General features: G+C 65.9%; 13 protein-coding genes. 5 read left to right on the forward strand and 8 right to left on the reverse strand.

The window, feature by feature from the left end; translation table 11 throughout:
- Nucleotides 1-15: 15 nt before the first annotated feature.
- Nucleotides 16-2,454, reverse strand: a complete 2,439-nt coding sequence (locus HWE04_RS10430) for a DNA polymerase II (protein WP_241812348.1) — start codon at nt 2,452-2,454, stop codon at nt 16-18.
- 255 nt (nt 2,455-2,709) lie between these two features.
- Between HWE04_RS10430 and HWE04_RS10435 the strand changes: the two genes are divergently transcribed.
- On the forward strand, nt 2,710-3,462 hold the full coding sequence (locus HWE04_RS10435) for a lysozyme inhibitor LprI family protein (protein ID WP_241812349.1): 753 nt from the start codon (nt 2,710-2,712) through the stop codon (nt 3,460-3,462).
- 49 nt (nt 3,463-3,511) lie between these two features.
- Here HWE04_RS10435 and tcuC read toward each other — a convergent pair whose 3' ends face one another.
- The 4 genes from tcuC to HWE04_RS10455 form a co-directional block, all read right to left on the reverse strand.
- Nucleotides 3,512-4,813: an MFS transporter gene (gene tcuC, locus HWE04_RS10440; RefSeq protein WP_241812350.1), complete on the reverse strand. Its 1,302-nt coding sequence runs from the start codon at nt 4,811-4,813 to the stop codon at nt 3,512-3,514.
- 67 nt (nt 4,814-4,880) lie between these two features.
- On the reverse strand, nt 4,881-6,110 hold the full coding sequence (tcuB, locus tag HWE04_RS10445) for a tricarballylate utilization 4Fe-4S protein TcuB (protein ID WP_274620097.1): 1,230 nt from the start codon (nt 6,108-6,110) through the stop codon (nt 4,881-4,883).
- Nucleotides 6,097-7,506, reverse strand: coding sequence for an FAD-dependent tricarballylate dehydrogenase TcuA (tcuA, locus tag HWE04_RS10450; protein WP_241812351.1), 1,410 nt, complete (start codon nt 7,504-7,506; stop codon nt 6,097-6,099). Before tcuA ends, tcuB begins: the two co-directional genes overlap by 14 nt.
- An 86-nt stretch (nt 7,507-7,592) precedes the next feature.
- Nucleotides 7,593-8,534, reverse strand: coding sequence for a LysR family transcriptional regulator (locus HWE04_RS10455; protein WP_241812422.1), 942 nt, complete (start codon nt 8,532-8,534; stop codon nt 7,593-7,595).
- Nucleotides 8,535-8,761: 227 nt separating this feature from the next.
- Between HWE04_RS10455 and HWE04_RS10460 the strand changes: the two genes are divergently transcribed.
- Complete coding sequence (locus tag HWE04_RS10460) at nt 8,762-8,989, forward strand: hypothetical protein (protein WP_241812352.1); 228 nt, start codon at nt 8,762-8,764, stop codon at nt 8,987-8,989.
- A gap of 38 nt (nt 8,990-9,027) precedes the next feature.
- Here the strand turns inward: HWE04_RS10460 and HWE04_RS10465 are convergent, their stop codons facing one another.
- Both HWE04_RS10465 and HWE04_RS10470 read right to left on the reverse strand, forming a co-directional pair.
- Nucleotides 9,028-10,434 (reverse strand): aminotransferase-like domain-containing protein, encoded by a 1,407-nt coding sequence (locus tag HWE04_RS10465; protein ID WP_241812353.1) that lies wholly within the window; start codon nt 10,432-10,434, stop codon nt 9,028-9,030.
- Between the two features lie 236 nt (nt 10,435-10,670).
- Nucleotides 10,671-11,417: an SDR family oxidoreductase gene (locus HWE04_RS10470; RefSeq protein WP_241812354.1), complete on the reverse strand. Its 747-nt coding sequence runs from the start codon at nt 11,415-11,417 to the stop codon at nt 10,671-10,673.
- A 104-nt stretch (nt 11,418-11,521) separates the two neighbouring features.
- On the opposite strand from HWE04_RS10470, the gene HWE04_RS10475 reads away from it, so the two are divergent.
- Entirely contained in the window at nt 11,522-12,448 is a 927-nt protein-coding gene (locus HWE04_RS10475; protein WP_241812355.1) for an AraC family transcriptional regulator, read from the forward strand.
- A gap of 32 nt (nt 12,449-12,480) precedes the next feature.
- On the opposite strand, the gene HWE04_RS10480 is transcribed toward HWE04_RS10475, so the two are convergent.
- A complete protein-coding gene (locus HWE04_RS10480; protein ID WP_077237998.1) occupies nt 12,481-13,113 on the reverse strand; it encodes a GntR family transcriptional regulator in 633 nt (210 codons plus the stop codon).
- Nucleotides 13,114-13,228: 115 nt separating this feature from the next.
- On the opposite strand from HWE04_RS10480, the gene bioB reads away from it, so the two are divergent.
- Together bioB and HWE04_RS10490 are read left to right on the forward strand one after the other, a co-directional pair.
- Nucleotides 13,229-14,245 (forward strand): biotin synthase BioB, encoded by a 1,017-nt coding sequence (bioB, locus tag HWE04_RS10485; protein WP_241812356.1) that lies wholly within the window; start codon nt 13,229-13,231, stop codon nt 14,243-14,245.
- Entirely contained in the window at nt 14,245-15,414 is a 1,170-nt protein-coding gene (locus HWE04_RS10490; RefSeq protein ID WP_241812357.1) for a cytochrome P450, read from the forward strand. The genes bioB and HWE04_RS10490 overlap by 1 nt, the downstream gene beginning before the upstream one ends.
- Nucleotides 15,415-15,419: the final 5 nt, after the last annotated feature.

A 15,419-nucleotide genomic window follows, 5' to 3' on the forward strand; every position in this document is an offset into this window, starting at 1 on the left:
TCATTCTGCGGCGCTTCAGAACAATTCCTGCTGGGGTGAGGTCACGGCCGCAAAGCTGTCGCCCACGAAGACCAGGATGGCATCGGCCACCGGGGCCAGCTGGCGCTCCAGGTAGTGCCCATGATCGATGGCGGCACTGCGCTTTTCCAGCGGTTCCGGGCCGGCCGTGGTCATGACGTAGTTGATCCAGCCGCCTTGCTGGTATTGCAGGGGCCGCCCGTCCTGCTGGTTGACCTGGTCGGCCATGCGCGCCGCCCGCACGTGTGGCGGCACGTTCTTTTCGTAATGGTCCAGCTGGCGCCGCAGGCGCTTGCGGTAGACCAGCAGCTCGTCCAGCCGGCCGGCGAACAGGTCGGCGACATAGCCGACGATGTAGTCGCGATAGGGTTCGCCCCGGAAGATGCGCAGATACAGCTCCTGCTGGAAGCGCTGCGCCAGCGGCGACCAGTCAGTGCGTACCGTTTCCAGCCCCTTGTAGGTCACCTTGTCCTGGCCGTCGGCGCTGCGGACATAGCCGGCATAGCGCTTCTTGCTGCCGGTATCGGCGCCCCGCACGTTGGGCATCAGAAAACGCTGGTAATGCACCTCGTACTGCAGTTCCAGCGCGCTCTCGAGCCCGTACTCATCGGCCAGGTGCTGACGCCACCAGTCATTGATGCGGCCGGTCAGGCGCAGGCCGATCCGGCGCGCCTGTTCGTCGTCGTGGGTGCGACGCAGCCAGACGAAGGTCGAATCGGTATCACCATAGATGACCTCGAAGCCCTCTTCCTCGATCAGTTCACGCGTGCGATGCATGATTTCATGCCCGCGCCGGGTGATGGACGATGCCAGCCGCGAATCGAAGAAGCGGCACACCGTCGAACCCAGCACCCCGTAGAAGGAGTTCATGATGATCTTCAGCGCCTGCTGCAAGGGCTTGTTGCCCTGTGCCTTGGCCGCTTCCCGGGCTTGCCACAGCTGCTCGATGATGGCCGGCAGGCTGTGGCTGCGACGCGAGAAGCGCCCACCGTTGAAACCGGGCACGGTCTGCTCTTCCGGCTCGTTGAGGGTGCCGTCGACCAGCCCCACCGGGTCGATCAGGAAGCTACGGATGATGCTCGGATACAGGCTCTTGTAGTCCAGCACGATCACCGAGTCATACAGCCCCGAGCGCGAATCCATGACGAAGCCGCCGGGACTGGCCAGCGGCTCGGCATCGCCCAGGTTGGGCGCTACATAGCCCTTGCGGTGCATGTGCGGCAGGTAGAGATGGGTGAACGCCGCCACCGAACCGCCGCTGCGGTCGGCCTGCAGGCCGGTGACGCTGGCTCGCTCCAGCAGGAAGGACAGGATCTCGGTGTGCACGAAGATGCGCGTGACCAGCTCGCAATCCTTGAGGTTGTAAGTGGCCAGGGCCAGCTTGTCATCGGCGAACATGCGGTCGATCTCGTCCATGCGCTGGTAGGGGGTGGCAATTGCCTTGCCCTCTCCCAGCAGGGTCTGCGCTACGTTTTCCAGACTGAAGGACGGAAAATTCCAGAATGCCGAACGCAGGCTTTCGATGCCGTCGATCACCAGCCGCCCCGGGGCCGATACCAGCAGGTGGTTGGCACGCAGGCCGTGTTCGCGCCACTCCAGGGCCCGTCCGGCCCGCCCCAGGCGCAGCGGAACCCGATATTTGTCGGCCTGTTTCTGCAACACGTTGAGGTCGAACTGGATCAGGTTCCAGCCGATCAGGGCATCCGGATCATGGCGCGCCATCCAGTCGTTGAGGGCTTCGATCAGCCCGACACGGCTGTCGCAGAACTGCAGCGCAAAACCGGCCTCGGCCGCCTTGGCGACCGCCTCGCCTGACTGCCGGGCAGCTCCGCTGTCCGGCTCCAGCACATAGACGCTGCGCTGGCCACAGCCTTCGATGGCGATGCTGTAGAGCTCGCCCTGCCAACTGGTCTCGATATCCAGCGAAGCCAGCTTCAGCGGCGGGCGGTAGCCCGGCAAGGCGCGGATGCGGCCCTCGATCAGCCCCCCCTGGCCATCGTCGACGCCCTGGAAGGCCAGCGGCGCGTTGATGAAACGCTCCATGAGGTAGCGCTCGGGCGGCCGGATATCGGCTTCATAGACGGGGATGCCGGCAGCGATCAGCGCCTTTTCGATCTTCAGCAGCTTGCGGTAATGGCGACCATACAGGCCCATCACCGGCCGCTGGCCATAGTCCTTGAGTCGTTCCAGCGGACGCAACTGCATGCCGCGCTCGCCGGCGATCAGGGCGTCTACCCGTTCGGCCTCCGCCTGCGGCACGAAGGCCACCGCTTCCTGCGGCGGCAGGCGCAGGCATTGCGGGCCATTGTCAGTGGCCAGCCACAGCTCGATCTCGACGCCCGCCGGCGTGTCGCGCCAGTGTCGGCTCAGGATGAAGCCGGCACGTTCGCCTGGGCGCAATTGCGATTGCGGGGTGTTGTCCTCTGTGCCTGTCACCGGTCTGCTGCGTGCTGGTTGTGTGCTGGTTATGTGCCTTGCGCGGATCGCGCAAATGGCATGAAGACCGCGATTCTACTGCCATGTGACATGGCCTGCGCAGGCAGGCAGCACGATGAATGTGAAGACAAACCCAACACGCTTTTTCAGTTGCAAAGATTTTGGAAATTTTCCCTGTCTTCTCCGCGTTTTGCGTCGGGGCGCGCAATGCGAAGCTGGCGCCCGTCATTCGCTCGCAATACGGACAGTCTCGCCATGAACAAGCTTTCCCATCTCGCTTTGCCAGCACTGCCGGCCCTGCTGGCGCTCCTGGTCGCCTCCGGCAGCTTGGCCGCCAGCTTCGATTGCGGCAAGGCCGCTTCCCGCAACGAAAAGACCATCTGTGGCGATGCCCAGTTATCGGCCATGGATGACGCCCTGGGCCGGGCCTTCCGCCAGGCCCGCGACATGGCCCCCGACAAGCGCGCCTTTCGCGCCGCCAGTGATGCGCAATGGCGCTGGCGCGAGCAGCACTGCAGTGACCGCGCCTGCCTGCTGGACTGGTACCGTCGGCGTCAGGCCGAACTGTCCGCCGCCGCAGGCCAGGCCGATATCAGCGACCAGGGCAAAGCCGCCGTACCGGTGCCACTCCCCCAAGCTTTGCGGCTGGGGCTGGATGCGCGCCAGATCGACGGCCTGGCACCAGCCGGCAGCATGCCGTGGCCGCATTACACGCGGGTCGAACGCGGCACGTACTTCTATCGCGACCCCGATGCCGACGCCTCACAGCAACTGGTGAGCGTGCGCTATTACGGCGTGGAACACGGGCAGACCATCCTGGAGGCGGTGCGCGGCCAGACCGTGCTGCGCTACACCTGCAGCGGCGACTGCCGCTACATCGCGCAGCTGGTGCTGCCGGGCGATGTCGAGAAGGACAGCGTCATCCTCGCCAACGACCATCGCTCCCTGCCCTCACTGATCGTCGGCGATGCGCTCAATGGTTTGCTGGTGCCGGCTACGGTGCACTGAACGCATTAAATGCATTGAATGCCCGGAAACGGCAGATGCCGGGCGGCGCTCAGCCTGCCCGCGAGGCGGCTGCCCGCACCGCAACGGCCTGCCCACGATAGAGAATCAGCGTAGCCGACAGGCCGCAGACAGCAGCGAAGGTCAGCCAGTAGCCGGGCGCAGCCTTGTCGCCGGTGAGTTCGATCAACCAGGTGGAGATGGCCGGGGTGAAGCCGCCGAATACGGCGGTGGCCAGGCTGAAGGCCAGCGAGAAGCCGGCCACGCGGATCTGCTCCGGCATGATCTCGGTCAGTGCCGCCACCATGGCGCCGTTGTACATGCCGAAGAAGAACGACAGCCACAGCAGCACCAGCAGCATGCGTTCCACACTGGGTGCGGCGGCCAGCCACGATAGTGCGGGATAGGCGGTCAGAATCGCCAGCACGGTAATGCTCAGCAGCACCGGGCGCCGCCCGATACGGTCGGACACCATGCCGCCGATGGGCAGCCAGAAGAAATTCGACAGCCCCACCAGCAAGGTCACCACCAGGCTGGCCTGGGTCGAGAGCTTGAGTACCGACTTGCCGAAGGTCGGCGTGTAGACGGTGATCAGGTAGAAAGTGGTGGTCGTCATGGCCACCAGCAGCATGCCGGCGATCACGGTCTTCCAGTTCGCCAGCATGGTGCGATAGACCTCGCCCAAGGCAGGACGATGGGCGCGTGCCTTGAAGGCTTCGGTCTCCTGCAGGGAACGACGCAGCAGGAAGATGAACGGCACGATCAGGCAGCCCACGAAGAAGGGAATGCGCCAGCCCCAGGCAGCGATCTGCGTTGCATCCAGCCAGAGATTGAGGGCATAGCCCATGAGCGCGGCCATGACGATGGCGATCTGCTGGCTGGCCGACTGCCAGGCAGTGTAGAAGCCCTTGCGGCCGGGCGTGGCCATCTCGGCCAGGTAGACCGATACCCCGCCCAGTTCGGCCCCGGCCGAGAAACCCTGCAGCAGACGTCCGATCAGGACCAGCAGCGGCGCCAGCAGGCCGATACTGGCGTACCCAGGCACGCAGGCGATCAGGATGGTGCCGCTGGCCATGATGGAAAGGGTCACGATCAGACCTTTGCGGCGGCCCACTCCGTCGATATAGGCGCCCAGCACGATGGCACCCAGTGGCCGCATCAGGAAACCGGCACCGAACACGGCGAAGGTCAGCATCAGCGAAGCGAAATCGCTGCTGGTGGGGAAGAAGACCTTGGAAATGTGGGTCGCGTAGAAGCCGAACAGGAAGAAATCGAACTGTTCCAGGAAATTGCCGCTGGTCACGCGCAGGACGGCGCCTGCGCGCGAACCGCGCGTCTCGGGTTGGGTGCTCATGCTGAAAGTCTCCTTGCTGTTGTGTTCATGAAAAACCGGGTGGGCCGGCGCGCTGGCCGGCCCGGGATCAGGCCGATCCGGGGTCGTGCCGCAGGGGCTGCCGCTTCTCGATGGCGGACTTGAGCAATGCGGCACTGCGATAGATACCGTGGGCGAACTTGCCGTAAGGCAGGGTCAGGAACAGGGCCATCACGCAGCCCAGGTGCAGGGCCAGCAGGGCCGCCATGGCAGCGCTGTCACGCCAGGCCAGCAGCGCCAGACCGGTGGCACTGACCAGCAGCAGCAGGACGATGAAGCCGCGATCCATGGGCCGCTGGCGACGGTCGCCCTGCTCCGGATGCCGCCGCAGGTTCAACCACAGCAGACCGGCGGGGCCGACCAGCAGGCCGATGCCGCCCGCCGTGCCCAGCAGTACCGGCAGGCTCAGCACGGGGTATGGCGCCTCCAGCCCCAGTAGGTAGTGGTACAGGGTCGCCACCGAGGTGGCCGCCAGGCACAGCATGAAACCGTAGAAGGTGAAGTGATGGAAGCGTCGGCGTATGAGCGTGTAGCCGTCATCGGACTCGTTGCAGCCCTCTGCGTGGCCGCCATCCAGATAACGCAGGGCCAGCACGTCGCGGGTGGCCTCGGCCGCCGCTGCACTGCCCGGGGCACCGGCCGTGCCGTCCGTGATATCACGCCAGAAGCGCCTGACACCCATGCCCAGCGCCAGCACCGCCAGGGCGAACACCGCGCCGAACATGCGCGCCAGCTGTCCATGCGGGAATACCGCATAGAAATTGCCGCCTGCCGGGCTGCTGGCCAGCGTGCCGTTGACCGCCAGGGCCAGCAACAGGAACAGGGCCAGGCTGCCCGCCAGCGCCAGGGCCAGGGTCAGGCCATTGCGCCGGTACAGTGCGCCGGCGGCGGCCGGCCAGGCATAGCTTGAATAGGTGTCCAGTCGTACCCGCGCCATGGCCTTGGGAACGTTGACCGCGAATTCATGGGGCGGCGCGTACTGGCAGGCGTGATAGCAGGCGCCACAGTTGTGGCACAGGTTGGCCAGGTAATGGACATCGGCCTTGGCAAACTCCAGACGGCGTGTCATGGCCGGGAACACCGCGCAGAACCCTTCGCAATAGCGGCAGGCATTGCAGATCTGCATCTGCCGGGCCACTTCGGCCTCGTCGGCGTTCATGGCCGGTGCCGCCTTGACGGGGAGGATGGGAATGATGCGGGCCCCGCCCGGGGCAACGCTGGCAGAACAGGCCTGCGCGTCGCGGCGCGCGGCATCGGTCAGGGCTTCAAGCTGCTGCATGGGAAACTCCGGAAGATCGGGTGGCGAACTGGGCGGCCTGCACTCCGGCGATACGCCCGAAGGCGGTGCCGATGGACATGCCCACACCGGCCGTGTAGCCCTTGCCGAGCACGTTGCCGGCCATCATTTCGCCTGCCACGAAGAGGTTGTCGCTGGGCCTGCCGGCAAAATGCACCTGGGCTTTGTCGTTCACTTTCAAACCGAGGTAGGTGAATGTCACGCCAGGTCGCAGTGCATAGCCGTAGAACGGCGCCCGCTCCAGCGGCCGCGCCCAGTGGGTCTTGGGGGGCTGCAGGCCGTCGGTATGGCAGTCGTCCAGCACGGTGTGGTCGAACCTTCCCTGGCGGCAGGCGGCGTTGTAGTCGCGCACGGTCTGTTCGAACTGTGCCGGCGGCAGCCCCAGCTGGCGTGCCAGGTCGGCCAGGGTCTCGGCTTTCTCGCCGGGGAACACCGGTGGCATGAAGTGTCCCATGGCCTGACTGTCGATGATGGAATAGGCGACCTGGCCCGGCTGTTGCGCCACCAGGCGGCCCCAGATGGCGTAGCGCTTGGGCCAGAAATCCTCGCCCTCGTCGTAGAAGCGCCGGCCGTCGCGATTGACCACCACGCCCAGCGAGACGCAGTCGATACGGGTGCAGATGCCGCCGTCATAGAGCGGTGCGCGGGCATCGATGGCCACCATGTGGGCCTGGGTGGGATCGCCGATGCTGTCGGCGCCAGCCTCGATCATGTGGCGCAAAAGCTCGCCACGGTTGAAGCGGGTGCCGCGGATCAGGAAATTGTCGGCCGGCCATTCGCCGCGCTCGTTCTGGCCCCAGGCCTGGCGCAACCATTCGCGATTGGATTCGAAGCCGCCAGCGGCCAGCACGCAGGTGCGGGCGGTGAAACGCTGGCGGCCACTGCGGGCAGCGACGAAGCGCGTGCCATCCAGTTCGATGGCGTCCACCGGGGTCTCGTAGCGGATGTCCACGCCCAGTGCCTCGGCACTGCGGTAGTAGGCATTGACCAGCGCCTTGCCGCCGCCCATGAAGAAGGCATTGGTACGCGCCACGTGCAGCGCGCCCGACAGCGGCGGCTGGAAATGTACCCCATGCTTGCGCATCCAGGGCCGGCAGGTGGCCGAGGCGCGGATGGTCAGGCGCGCCAGGTGTTCGTCGGTGAGGCCGCCGGTGACCTTCAGCAGATCCTGCCAGTATTCCTCTTCCGGATAGGCCTCCACCAGCACGTCCTGCGGTGCGTCGTGCATGCAGCGCAGGTTGCGAGTGTGTTGTGAGTTGCCCCCGCGCCAGGCGCGGGGCGCCGATTCCAGCAGCATGACCGAGGCGCCGGCCTCGCGTGCCATCAGGGCCGCGCACAGGGCAGCGTTGCCACCGCCAATAACCAGAACGTCCAACATCGCCGTCCCCTCCTTGTGATATGTCCAGGGAGGCGACTATAGGCAGCCTGCCGGTGCGCCGCTATCGGCGCGCCGGCAAGGGGTGTTCAGTTTTCGTGAAGACCGGTGCCGCGCAGGGTAGCACCGGGCCAGCGGCCCTGCCCCACCTGGGTACGCGCCACCTCGGCCAGCAGCACCCTGGCGGCCAGCCCGGCAGGAGACAGTTCGTCATCGGAGACGCTGACGATCAGGTTGGGGCGGGAAGCGTCGCCATCGGCCACCGGCACGCTGGCCAGGTCGGCATTCTCGGCCCGGGCCAGGACCGCACCAGGCTGGATAGTGGCCCCCATGCCGGCGCGCACGGCGTCCATCAACATCGGCAGGCCATCCACCTCAAGGACGATATTGGGTGTGTAGCCCGCATGGCGGAAGGCCGAATCCAACAGCGAACGCAGCCCATGCTTGCGGGTCGGCAGGATCAGGGGCAGATCCCCCAGCTTGCCCAGGCGCGCCTGGCGCGCAACGGGCATGCTGGCCAGCGCGGGGGCGCCGATCACGAACAGCCGCTCATCCAGCAGGGGCAGTACGCTCCAGCGTTGCGCCGGTTCTTCCTGGAACAGGATGGCCAGGTCGATCTGGCGCGCGCCCAGCATGGCGCCAAGGTGACCGGACAGGCTTTCCACCATACGCAGACGCACCTCCGGATAGCGTTCGTGCATGGCCTGCATGAAGGCCAGCCCCATCACCCCCGCCGTACTGGAGGCCATGCCCACGCTGACATGCCCGGACAGGCGCGCCTGTCGCGCCGCCAGGGCGGCATCGTCGATGTGGCGCAGTGCCAGCTGGGCCTGCTTCAGAAAGGCGATGCCCGCTGCGGTCGGCACCACGCCGGTGGAGGTGCGCTGCAGCAGACGGGTGGCCAGCTCGGTCTCCAGGCGGGTGATCTGCTGGCACAGGGCCGATGTGACCATGCCCAGCTCCAGGGCGGCTTTGCCGATACTGCCGTGTTCGACGATGCTGGCGAAATAGCGGAGCTGGCGGATTTCCATGGTGGCGAAGGAAGGTGGCGGAGGTAGCGAAGCTAGCAAACAAGGCGACAATTCAGCGCGCATGATGCCATAGCTCTTGTCCTACAAACGATTGCGCAGGCGGACGACATCCAGCCGCCAATCTGCGCGGCATACTTCGGCAAACTGCTGCTGTTGAGCTGACCGCCCGCCCTGACGGCGGAGTCAGATACCTCAGGCAGCTCGGACACCTCATTGCCCTGGTGAGAATGACGATGAAGAAAATCGAGTTCGACGGTTATCTGCTGGTCTATCAGGCCGACGACAGCGAAGGCCGCTGGAAAGGCTCCTACGCGATCCTGAAGGATCGCACCGAGATCAGCCGCGGCTCCTTGCCGCTGGCGGCCCACTCCGAAGATGAGGCCGCTTTCGAGATCCTGGCGGCAGCGCGTCGCCATACGGGGATGTCCCCGGGGGCCTCGGCCTTGCCACATTAGCGCCGCACTAGCGCCGCACTAGCGACTCACTCCCCTCGCTACACCACCACTTCCCGCATACTGCGGCGGCGGGTCAGCTCGCTCAGGCGGCGCAAGGCATTGACCAGTTCGAAGCGGCTGCGCGAGCGTCCCAGCGAGATGCGGATATGCGCCGCACCGCCGCCTCCGAAGCCCGGGCCCGACGGCGCCGGCTCCACCTCGAAACTGCTGTGCGAGACCACGTTCAGGCCGGCCTGGCCGGCCCTGATGACGAACTCCTGGCCACTCCAATGGGGCGGCAGCGCCTGCCACAGATGAATCCCGCCCGACCCGGCCAGCCCGGGATCTCCCAGCGTACGCAGGGCCAGCTCCTGACGGGCCCAGGCTTCGTTGCGGATCCCTTCGAGCAAGGAGGTGGCCGTGCCATCGTGCACCCACTGCGTCGAGAGCGCAGTCATCAGCGGGGTCGACATCAGCACGAAGGAACGCAGCGCCCCCAGCACCTCTTCCTGCTCCTGGCCCTCGGGCATCACCACATAGGCCGTGCGCAGCCCCGGCAACAGGCATTTGGACAAGGTCGAGACATGGAACACATGCCGTGGCGCATAGTAGGCCAGCGGCCGGGGCGGCTGGGCGGCGAAGCGCCAGTAGGGATCGTCCTCAATGATGCGCAGGTCCAGCCGGGTCGCCACGGCCGCGATCTCGGCCCGGCGCGTGGCCGGCATGGTATGGGTGGTGGGGTTCTGCAGGGTCGGGTTGAGATAGACCACCCGCGCCTGGTGCTTGCGTGCAAGCGTCACCAGCAGGTCCGGCCGCATGCCCTCGCCATCCACACCCACCGCCACCACCCGGCGTCCCAGTTGGGCCGCTGCTGTCAGCAGTCCCGGATAGGCCAGCGGTTCGGCCAGTATCACCTCACCCGGGTGGGTCTGCGACAACAGCAAGGCGGCCAGCGCCGATTGCGCCCCGGGGCAGACCAGCACCCGGCTTTCGTCGATGTGGCCCAAAGGCTCCTGCAACCACATCGCGCCGGCAGCGCGGTCGGCACTGCTGCCGCCACCCAGGTGATAGGTCATGAGCAGGTCGGCGTCGCTATGGATCAGGACCTGCGAGACACCCTGGCGCAGCAGATCGTCCAGGTCGATGCCGGCAGGCGGAGGCGGAATGTTCATCGACAGGTCCAGCACCTGGCTCAGGTCCACCTTGGGAGCGGCCACGAAGCTGCCGGCCGCGCCCCGCGCTTCGAGCAGGTGGCGTCGCCGCGCCTCGGTATAGGCGCGGGTGACGGTCGTGAGGTCCACGTCCAGACGATCTGCCAATTGGCGCTGCGGGGGCAGACGGTCGCCGGGCTTTAAGCGGTCGTCGGAAATGGCCTGTTCCATGAAGCCCACGATCTGCAGATAGCGTGGGCCGCCATTGGCGGCAAAGCTGCCGACCCAGTCCTGCGGACGTGCGGATTTTTTCATGAAGCGAACCAACGTGAAGAAGGGTAAGAGGGAAAGAGGCAGGCCAACGTGACCACGCCGATATTAGTATGGATTTAATGGGAACACAAATCCATACATCACCACCCTACCCCGACTTTCACTTCATCCGCTCGTCAGAGCTACGTTCCAGGCCAGCCTGTGCCGCTTCATTTCCTCGACTCGCTCCATGCGTCCGCCGATGTCTGGAATCCCGTTTCAGGACACCCGGACATCATTCACACCGCTGTCGCCGCCCATTCCCGGGCATCTTCCCCGGCCGGAATACGCATCGGAGCGCCCGGATCGGTGGCTGCCTGCCACACCGCCTCGGCCACGTCGCTGGCATGGGTGACCTGGGTGTTGTCCTGGAAGTTGGCAAACACCTGGGCCGCCAGCGCGCCATAGGCGTCGGGGATGGCGCCCTCCAAGCGCGGCCGGGCATTTTCCGCAAACCGGGTGGACGGGGCGCGGCCGGGCAGGACCAGGCGCGCCTGTACGCCCACACTGGCCAGTTCGAGCGCCATCGATTCGGTAAAGGCATTGACGGCGGCCTTGCTGGCCGTATAGACCGCCAGCAAGGGCAAGGATCGCAAGGTCACCGAGGACGTGACGTTGATCACCCCCCCCTGGGCGCGCTCGCGCATCTGCGGGATGAAGGCCTGGCACATGGCGATGCTGCCCAGAGTATTGGTCTCGAAGATCTCGCGCACCTGCGCCGGTGACTGGGCTTCCACGGCGGCCAGGGCGCCGATGCCGGCATTGTTGACCAGCACGTCGACCGGGCCGGCCTGCGCGACCACGGCGCGGATGCTGGCCTCATCGGTAACGTCCAGCGGCAGGATGCGCAACCTGGACGAGGCCGGCAGCAGGTCCTGGCGCGGACTGCGCATGGTGGCGACCACGTTCCAGTCGCGGTCGAGGAAGTAACGTGCGATTTCCAGGCCGAAGCCGGAAGAACAGCCGGTGATGAGGATGGTTTTCATGATGGACTCCTTTGAATGGATGGGAACGACAGGACGAAGAATAGGCGCAGCGCACCGGACTTGCTACAATCCAGAGTCCATCATTCATTTGCCATCGTCCAGAGATGTCCGATTCCATCGATCCCTTGGCCGAGGTCGTCACCCTGCTGCAACCGGCGGCCCGCTATACCAAGTACGTACAAGCGGCAGGCGGCTGGCGGGTGCGCCGTTCGCGTTCCGACCTGGCGTTCTACTGCACCGTTATCGAGGGAAGTTGCCGCATCTTGCGCGACGATGGCAAGGATATCGTCCTGGAAGCGGGCGATTTCGTGCTGGCGCCGGCGCTGGAGGGTTTTACGCTGTCCAGCCTGCAGGACAGCGACACCGCCTTGCTGGACGAAGACAACCCGCCACCCCGCCTGCCCGATGGCCGCTATCACCTCGGCCCCCTGGACCTGGCGCCGGAAGTACAACTGGTGGTGGGTCATTGCGTCTTCGACTCGCCCGATACGCCGCTGCTGCTGTCGCTGCTACCCGATCTGGTGGTGGTGCGCGCCCATGCGCGCCTGAGCACGCTGGCCCAGCTGGTGGGGGAGGAATTCCGCGCCGCCCGGCCGGCGCGGGAGATGGTGCTGGCACGCCTGCTGGAAGTGCTGCTGATCGAGGCCTTGCGTTCGACCACCGAGGCCGGTGCGGCGCCTACGCCGGGCCTGCTGCGCGGTCTGGCCGATGCCCGCCTGGCGCAGGCGATCCGTGCCCTGCATGCGCGGCCGGCCGAGAACTGGAACGTGGTCATGCTGGCACGGCAGGCGGCCTTGTCGCGCTCGTCCTTCTTCGAACGCTTTCGGCGCGAGGTGGGACTGGCGCCGATGGAATACCTGCTGGCCTGGCGCATGGCACTGGCCAAGCGCCTGCTGCTGCGGGCCGACGCCGGCATGGCGGAGGTGGCGCAGCAGGTGGGCTATAGCTCGGCCTCCACCTTCAGCGTGGCCTTCACGCGTCATGTGGGCGTGCCGCCGTCGCAGTTCAGCCTGTCCGGCTTGCCGGGCTAGCGCACCTGGCTGCCCCGGCTGACCCGAGTCGACTAGGCCGCCACGAAGCCGACCCGTTCCATCGTGCCGATATGCATGCTCAGCAATTGCACGGCGCGATCGGTCTTCTTGCCTTTGAGGGCGTCGATGATGAGCATGTGGTCGTGATCCGAACGCGGCTGCCAGCCACGCTTGAAGCCGGTCGAGAACAGGTAGCGCGAATTGGTCAGCTGCAGCTGCTTCAACACCGCCAGCAGGCGCGGCATGCCGCATTCGCTGGAGAGAATGTCGTGGAACAGGTTGTTGGCGGCATCCCACTCCACCAGCGAGGCCGCCCGCGCACAGTCGTCCTGCGCCTGCTCCAGCCGGGCGATGTGTTCACTGGTGAATTTGCGTACGCCATGGCGTAGCGCCAGGATCTCCAGGGCACCACGCATCTCCGCATTTTCCTTCACCGCTGCGCGGTCCACCATGCTTACCCGTACCCCGCGACGGGGCAATGTGAGCAGCAATCCTTCTGCTTCCAACTGACGAAAGGCCTCGCGCACCGGCACGTGGCTGGACTGGAATTCCTGCGCCACGTGATCCTGCCGGAGGGCCGCCCCGCCTGCGATTTCGCCGCGAATGATGCGCGTGCGCAAAACCTCGGCGATGCGAGAGACGGTACTGCCTGGGTCGTTTTTCATACAGCCAAAGTATAGATAATCTATTAAAAAAGAAATTGTTAAACGAAATTGGACGAAGATAGAATCCGCCGGAACGAAATTCTAAGCCTTTTTACTCACGAACCGGATTTTATCGATGAGCCAATGCCCTTCCTCCGCGACCGTCCCGGCCAGCGCTCCCCTGCACTTCCTGCCGCCGCAGGCCAGCGTCCCGGCGTCCAACCCGGCGGTTGAACGCTTGTTCGAACTGCCCTTCCTGGATCTGCTGTTCCAGGCGCAGAGCGTGCATCGCCAGCACCACCCGGCCAACCAGGTGCAGCTGTCCAGCCTGCTGTCGATCAAGACCGGTGGCTGCGCCGAGGATTGCGGTTATTGCTCGCAGTCGGCGCATCACAAGGAGGCGAGCGTGCCGGCCGGCAAGCTGATGGCGGTAGACGAGGTGGTGCAGGCGGCCCGCGCCGCCCGCGAGCAGGGTGCCACCCGCTTCTGCATGGGCGCGGCCTGGCGCAATCCCAAGGAGCGCGACATGGCGGCACTGACCAGCATGGTCAGCGAGGTGCGCGCCCTCGGCCTGGAAACCTGCATGACCCTGGGCATGCTGGAGCAGGCGCAGGCCGAGGCCCTGAAGGAGGCCGGTCTGGACTACTACAACCACAATCTGGATACTGCTCCCGATTTCTACGGGCAGGTCATCTCCACCCGCAGCTACCAGGACCGGCTCGATACCCTGCAGCGAGTGCAGCAGGCGGGCCTGCAAGTCTGCTGCGGCGGCATCATCGGCATGGGCGAAACCCGCGCCCAGCGCGCCGGCCTGATCGCACAGCTGGCACGCCTGCCGGTGCCACCGCAATCGGTGCCGATCAACCATCTGGTACCGATTGCCGGCACGCCCCTGGAGGACGTACCGCCGCTGGATGAATTCGAATTCGTACGGACCGTGGCGGTGGCGCGTATTGCCTTGCCGCACGCGGTGATCCGTCTGTCAGCCGGACGCGAGAGCATGAGCGAGGCCACCCAGGCGCTGTGCTTTGCGGCCGGCGCCAATTCCATCTTCCTCGGGGCCAGGTTGCTGACCACGGCCAATGCACCCGTTTCATCCGACCTCGACCTGTTGTCGCGGCTGGGCCTGCAGGCCGCCCCGGCGACGGCCTGATGAGCGTGCAATGGAGCGCCGCGCATTGCGGTGGCGCCTGGCTCATCAGCGATTACGAGACAGTGGCGGCGGGCTTGCGCGATCCGCGCCTGTCGGTGCGACGCGGGGCGCGCTGGATCAACAGTGGCCTGGCTGGACTGGATGCACTGGACCCGGCGCCGGCCGAACTGCAAGCACAACACCGTTTCAAGCGACTCTTTTCGCGCTCGGTGCTGTTGCTCGACGGCCGCGCCCATCGACGTCTGCGTGGCGTGCTCAACCCGGGTTTCAAGCCGACCGACCTGGAGTCTCAACGGCCTGCCATCACGCGCATTGCCGGTCAGTTGATCGATGCCATCGTGGCCGATCCGCTGGCGCCGCAGGGTTTCGATTTCGTCAGCCGTTTCGCCCGGCCACTGCCGGCGCTGGCCATCGCCGGCCTGATGGGATTGCCGGACCGTGTGCCAGCGGCCTTCATCGACTGGGCTGCTGATCTGGCCGCCTTCATCGGCAGCCCCACGCCGGATGCGGGCCAGACCCTGGCGGCCCAGGCGGCGATGGCAGCCCTGTGCGACTTCTTTGGCGAAGTCGTGAACGATGCCGACACCCTGCCGCCCGACAGCCTGGTCGCGCGCCTGCTGCAGGCGCAGCGGGAACAACGGATCAACCGCAACGAAATGCTGGCGCAGTGCTGCACCCTGCTCTTTGCCGGCTACGAGACCACCCGCAATCTGCTGGGCAATGGCTTGCTGGCACTGCTGCAGCATCCTGCGCAATGGACGGCGCTCAAGGCAGATCCCACCCTGCTGCGCACGGCCTTGCGCGAGATGCTGCGCTACGACAGCCCGGTGCAATACACCGGGCGCCGTGTGCTGACCGATCTGCAGGTGGCGGGCCGGACGCTGCGACAGGGTGAACTGGTGATCCTGCATATCGGGCAGGCCAATCATGATGGACGCCGCTTCACCGGGCCGCAGCACTTCGACATCCGGCGCGATGAAGGCATGCACCTGTCCTTCGGCCAGGGGCCGCATGTCTGCCTGGGTGCGGCGCTGACCCTGCTGGAGGCGGAAATCGCCTTCACCGCGCTGATGCAACGCCTGCCCACCCTGGCACTGTCGGCCACCCCACCCCGGCGGCAGCAGCATGCCGCCTACAGCGCGCTGGATCACCTGCCGCTGGTGTTCTGAAAGAC

It is taken from the genome of Herbaspirillum sp. C7C2, from assembly GCF_022627865.1.
GTDB classification, from domain to species: Bacteria; Pseudomonadota; Gammaproteobacteria; order Burkholderiales; family Burkholderiaceae_D; genus Herbaspirillum; species Herbaspirillum frisingense.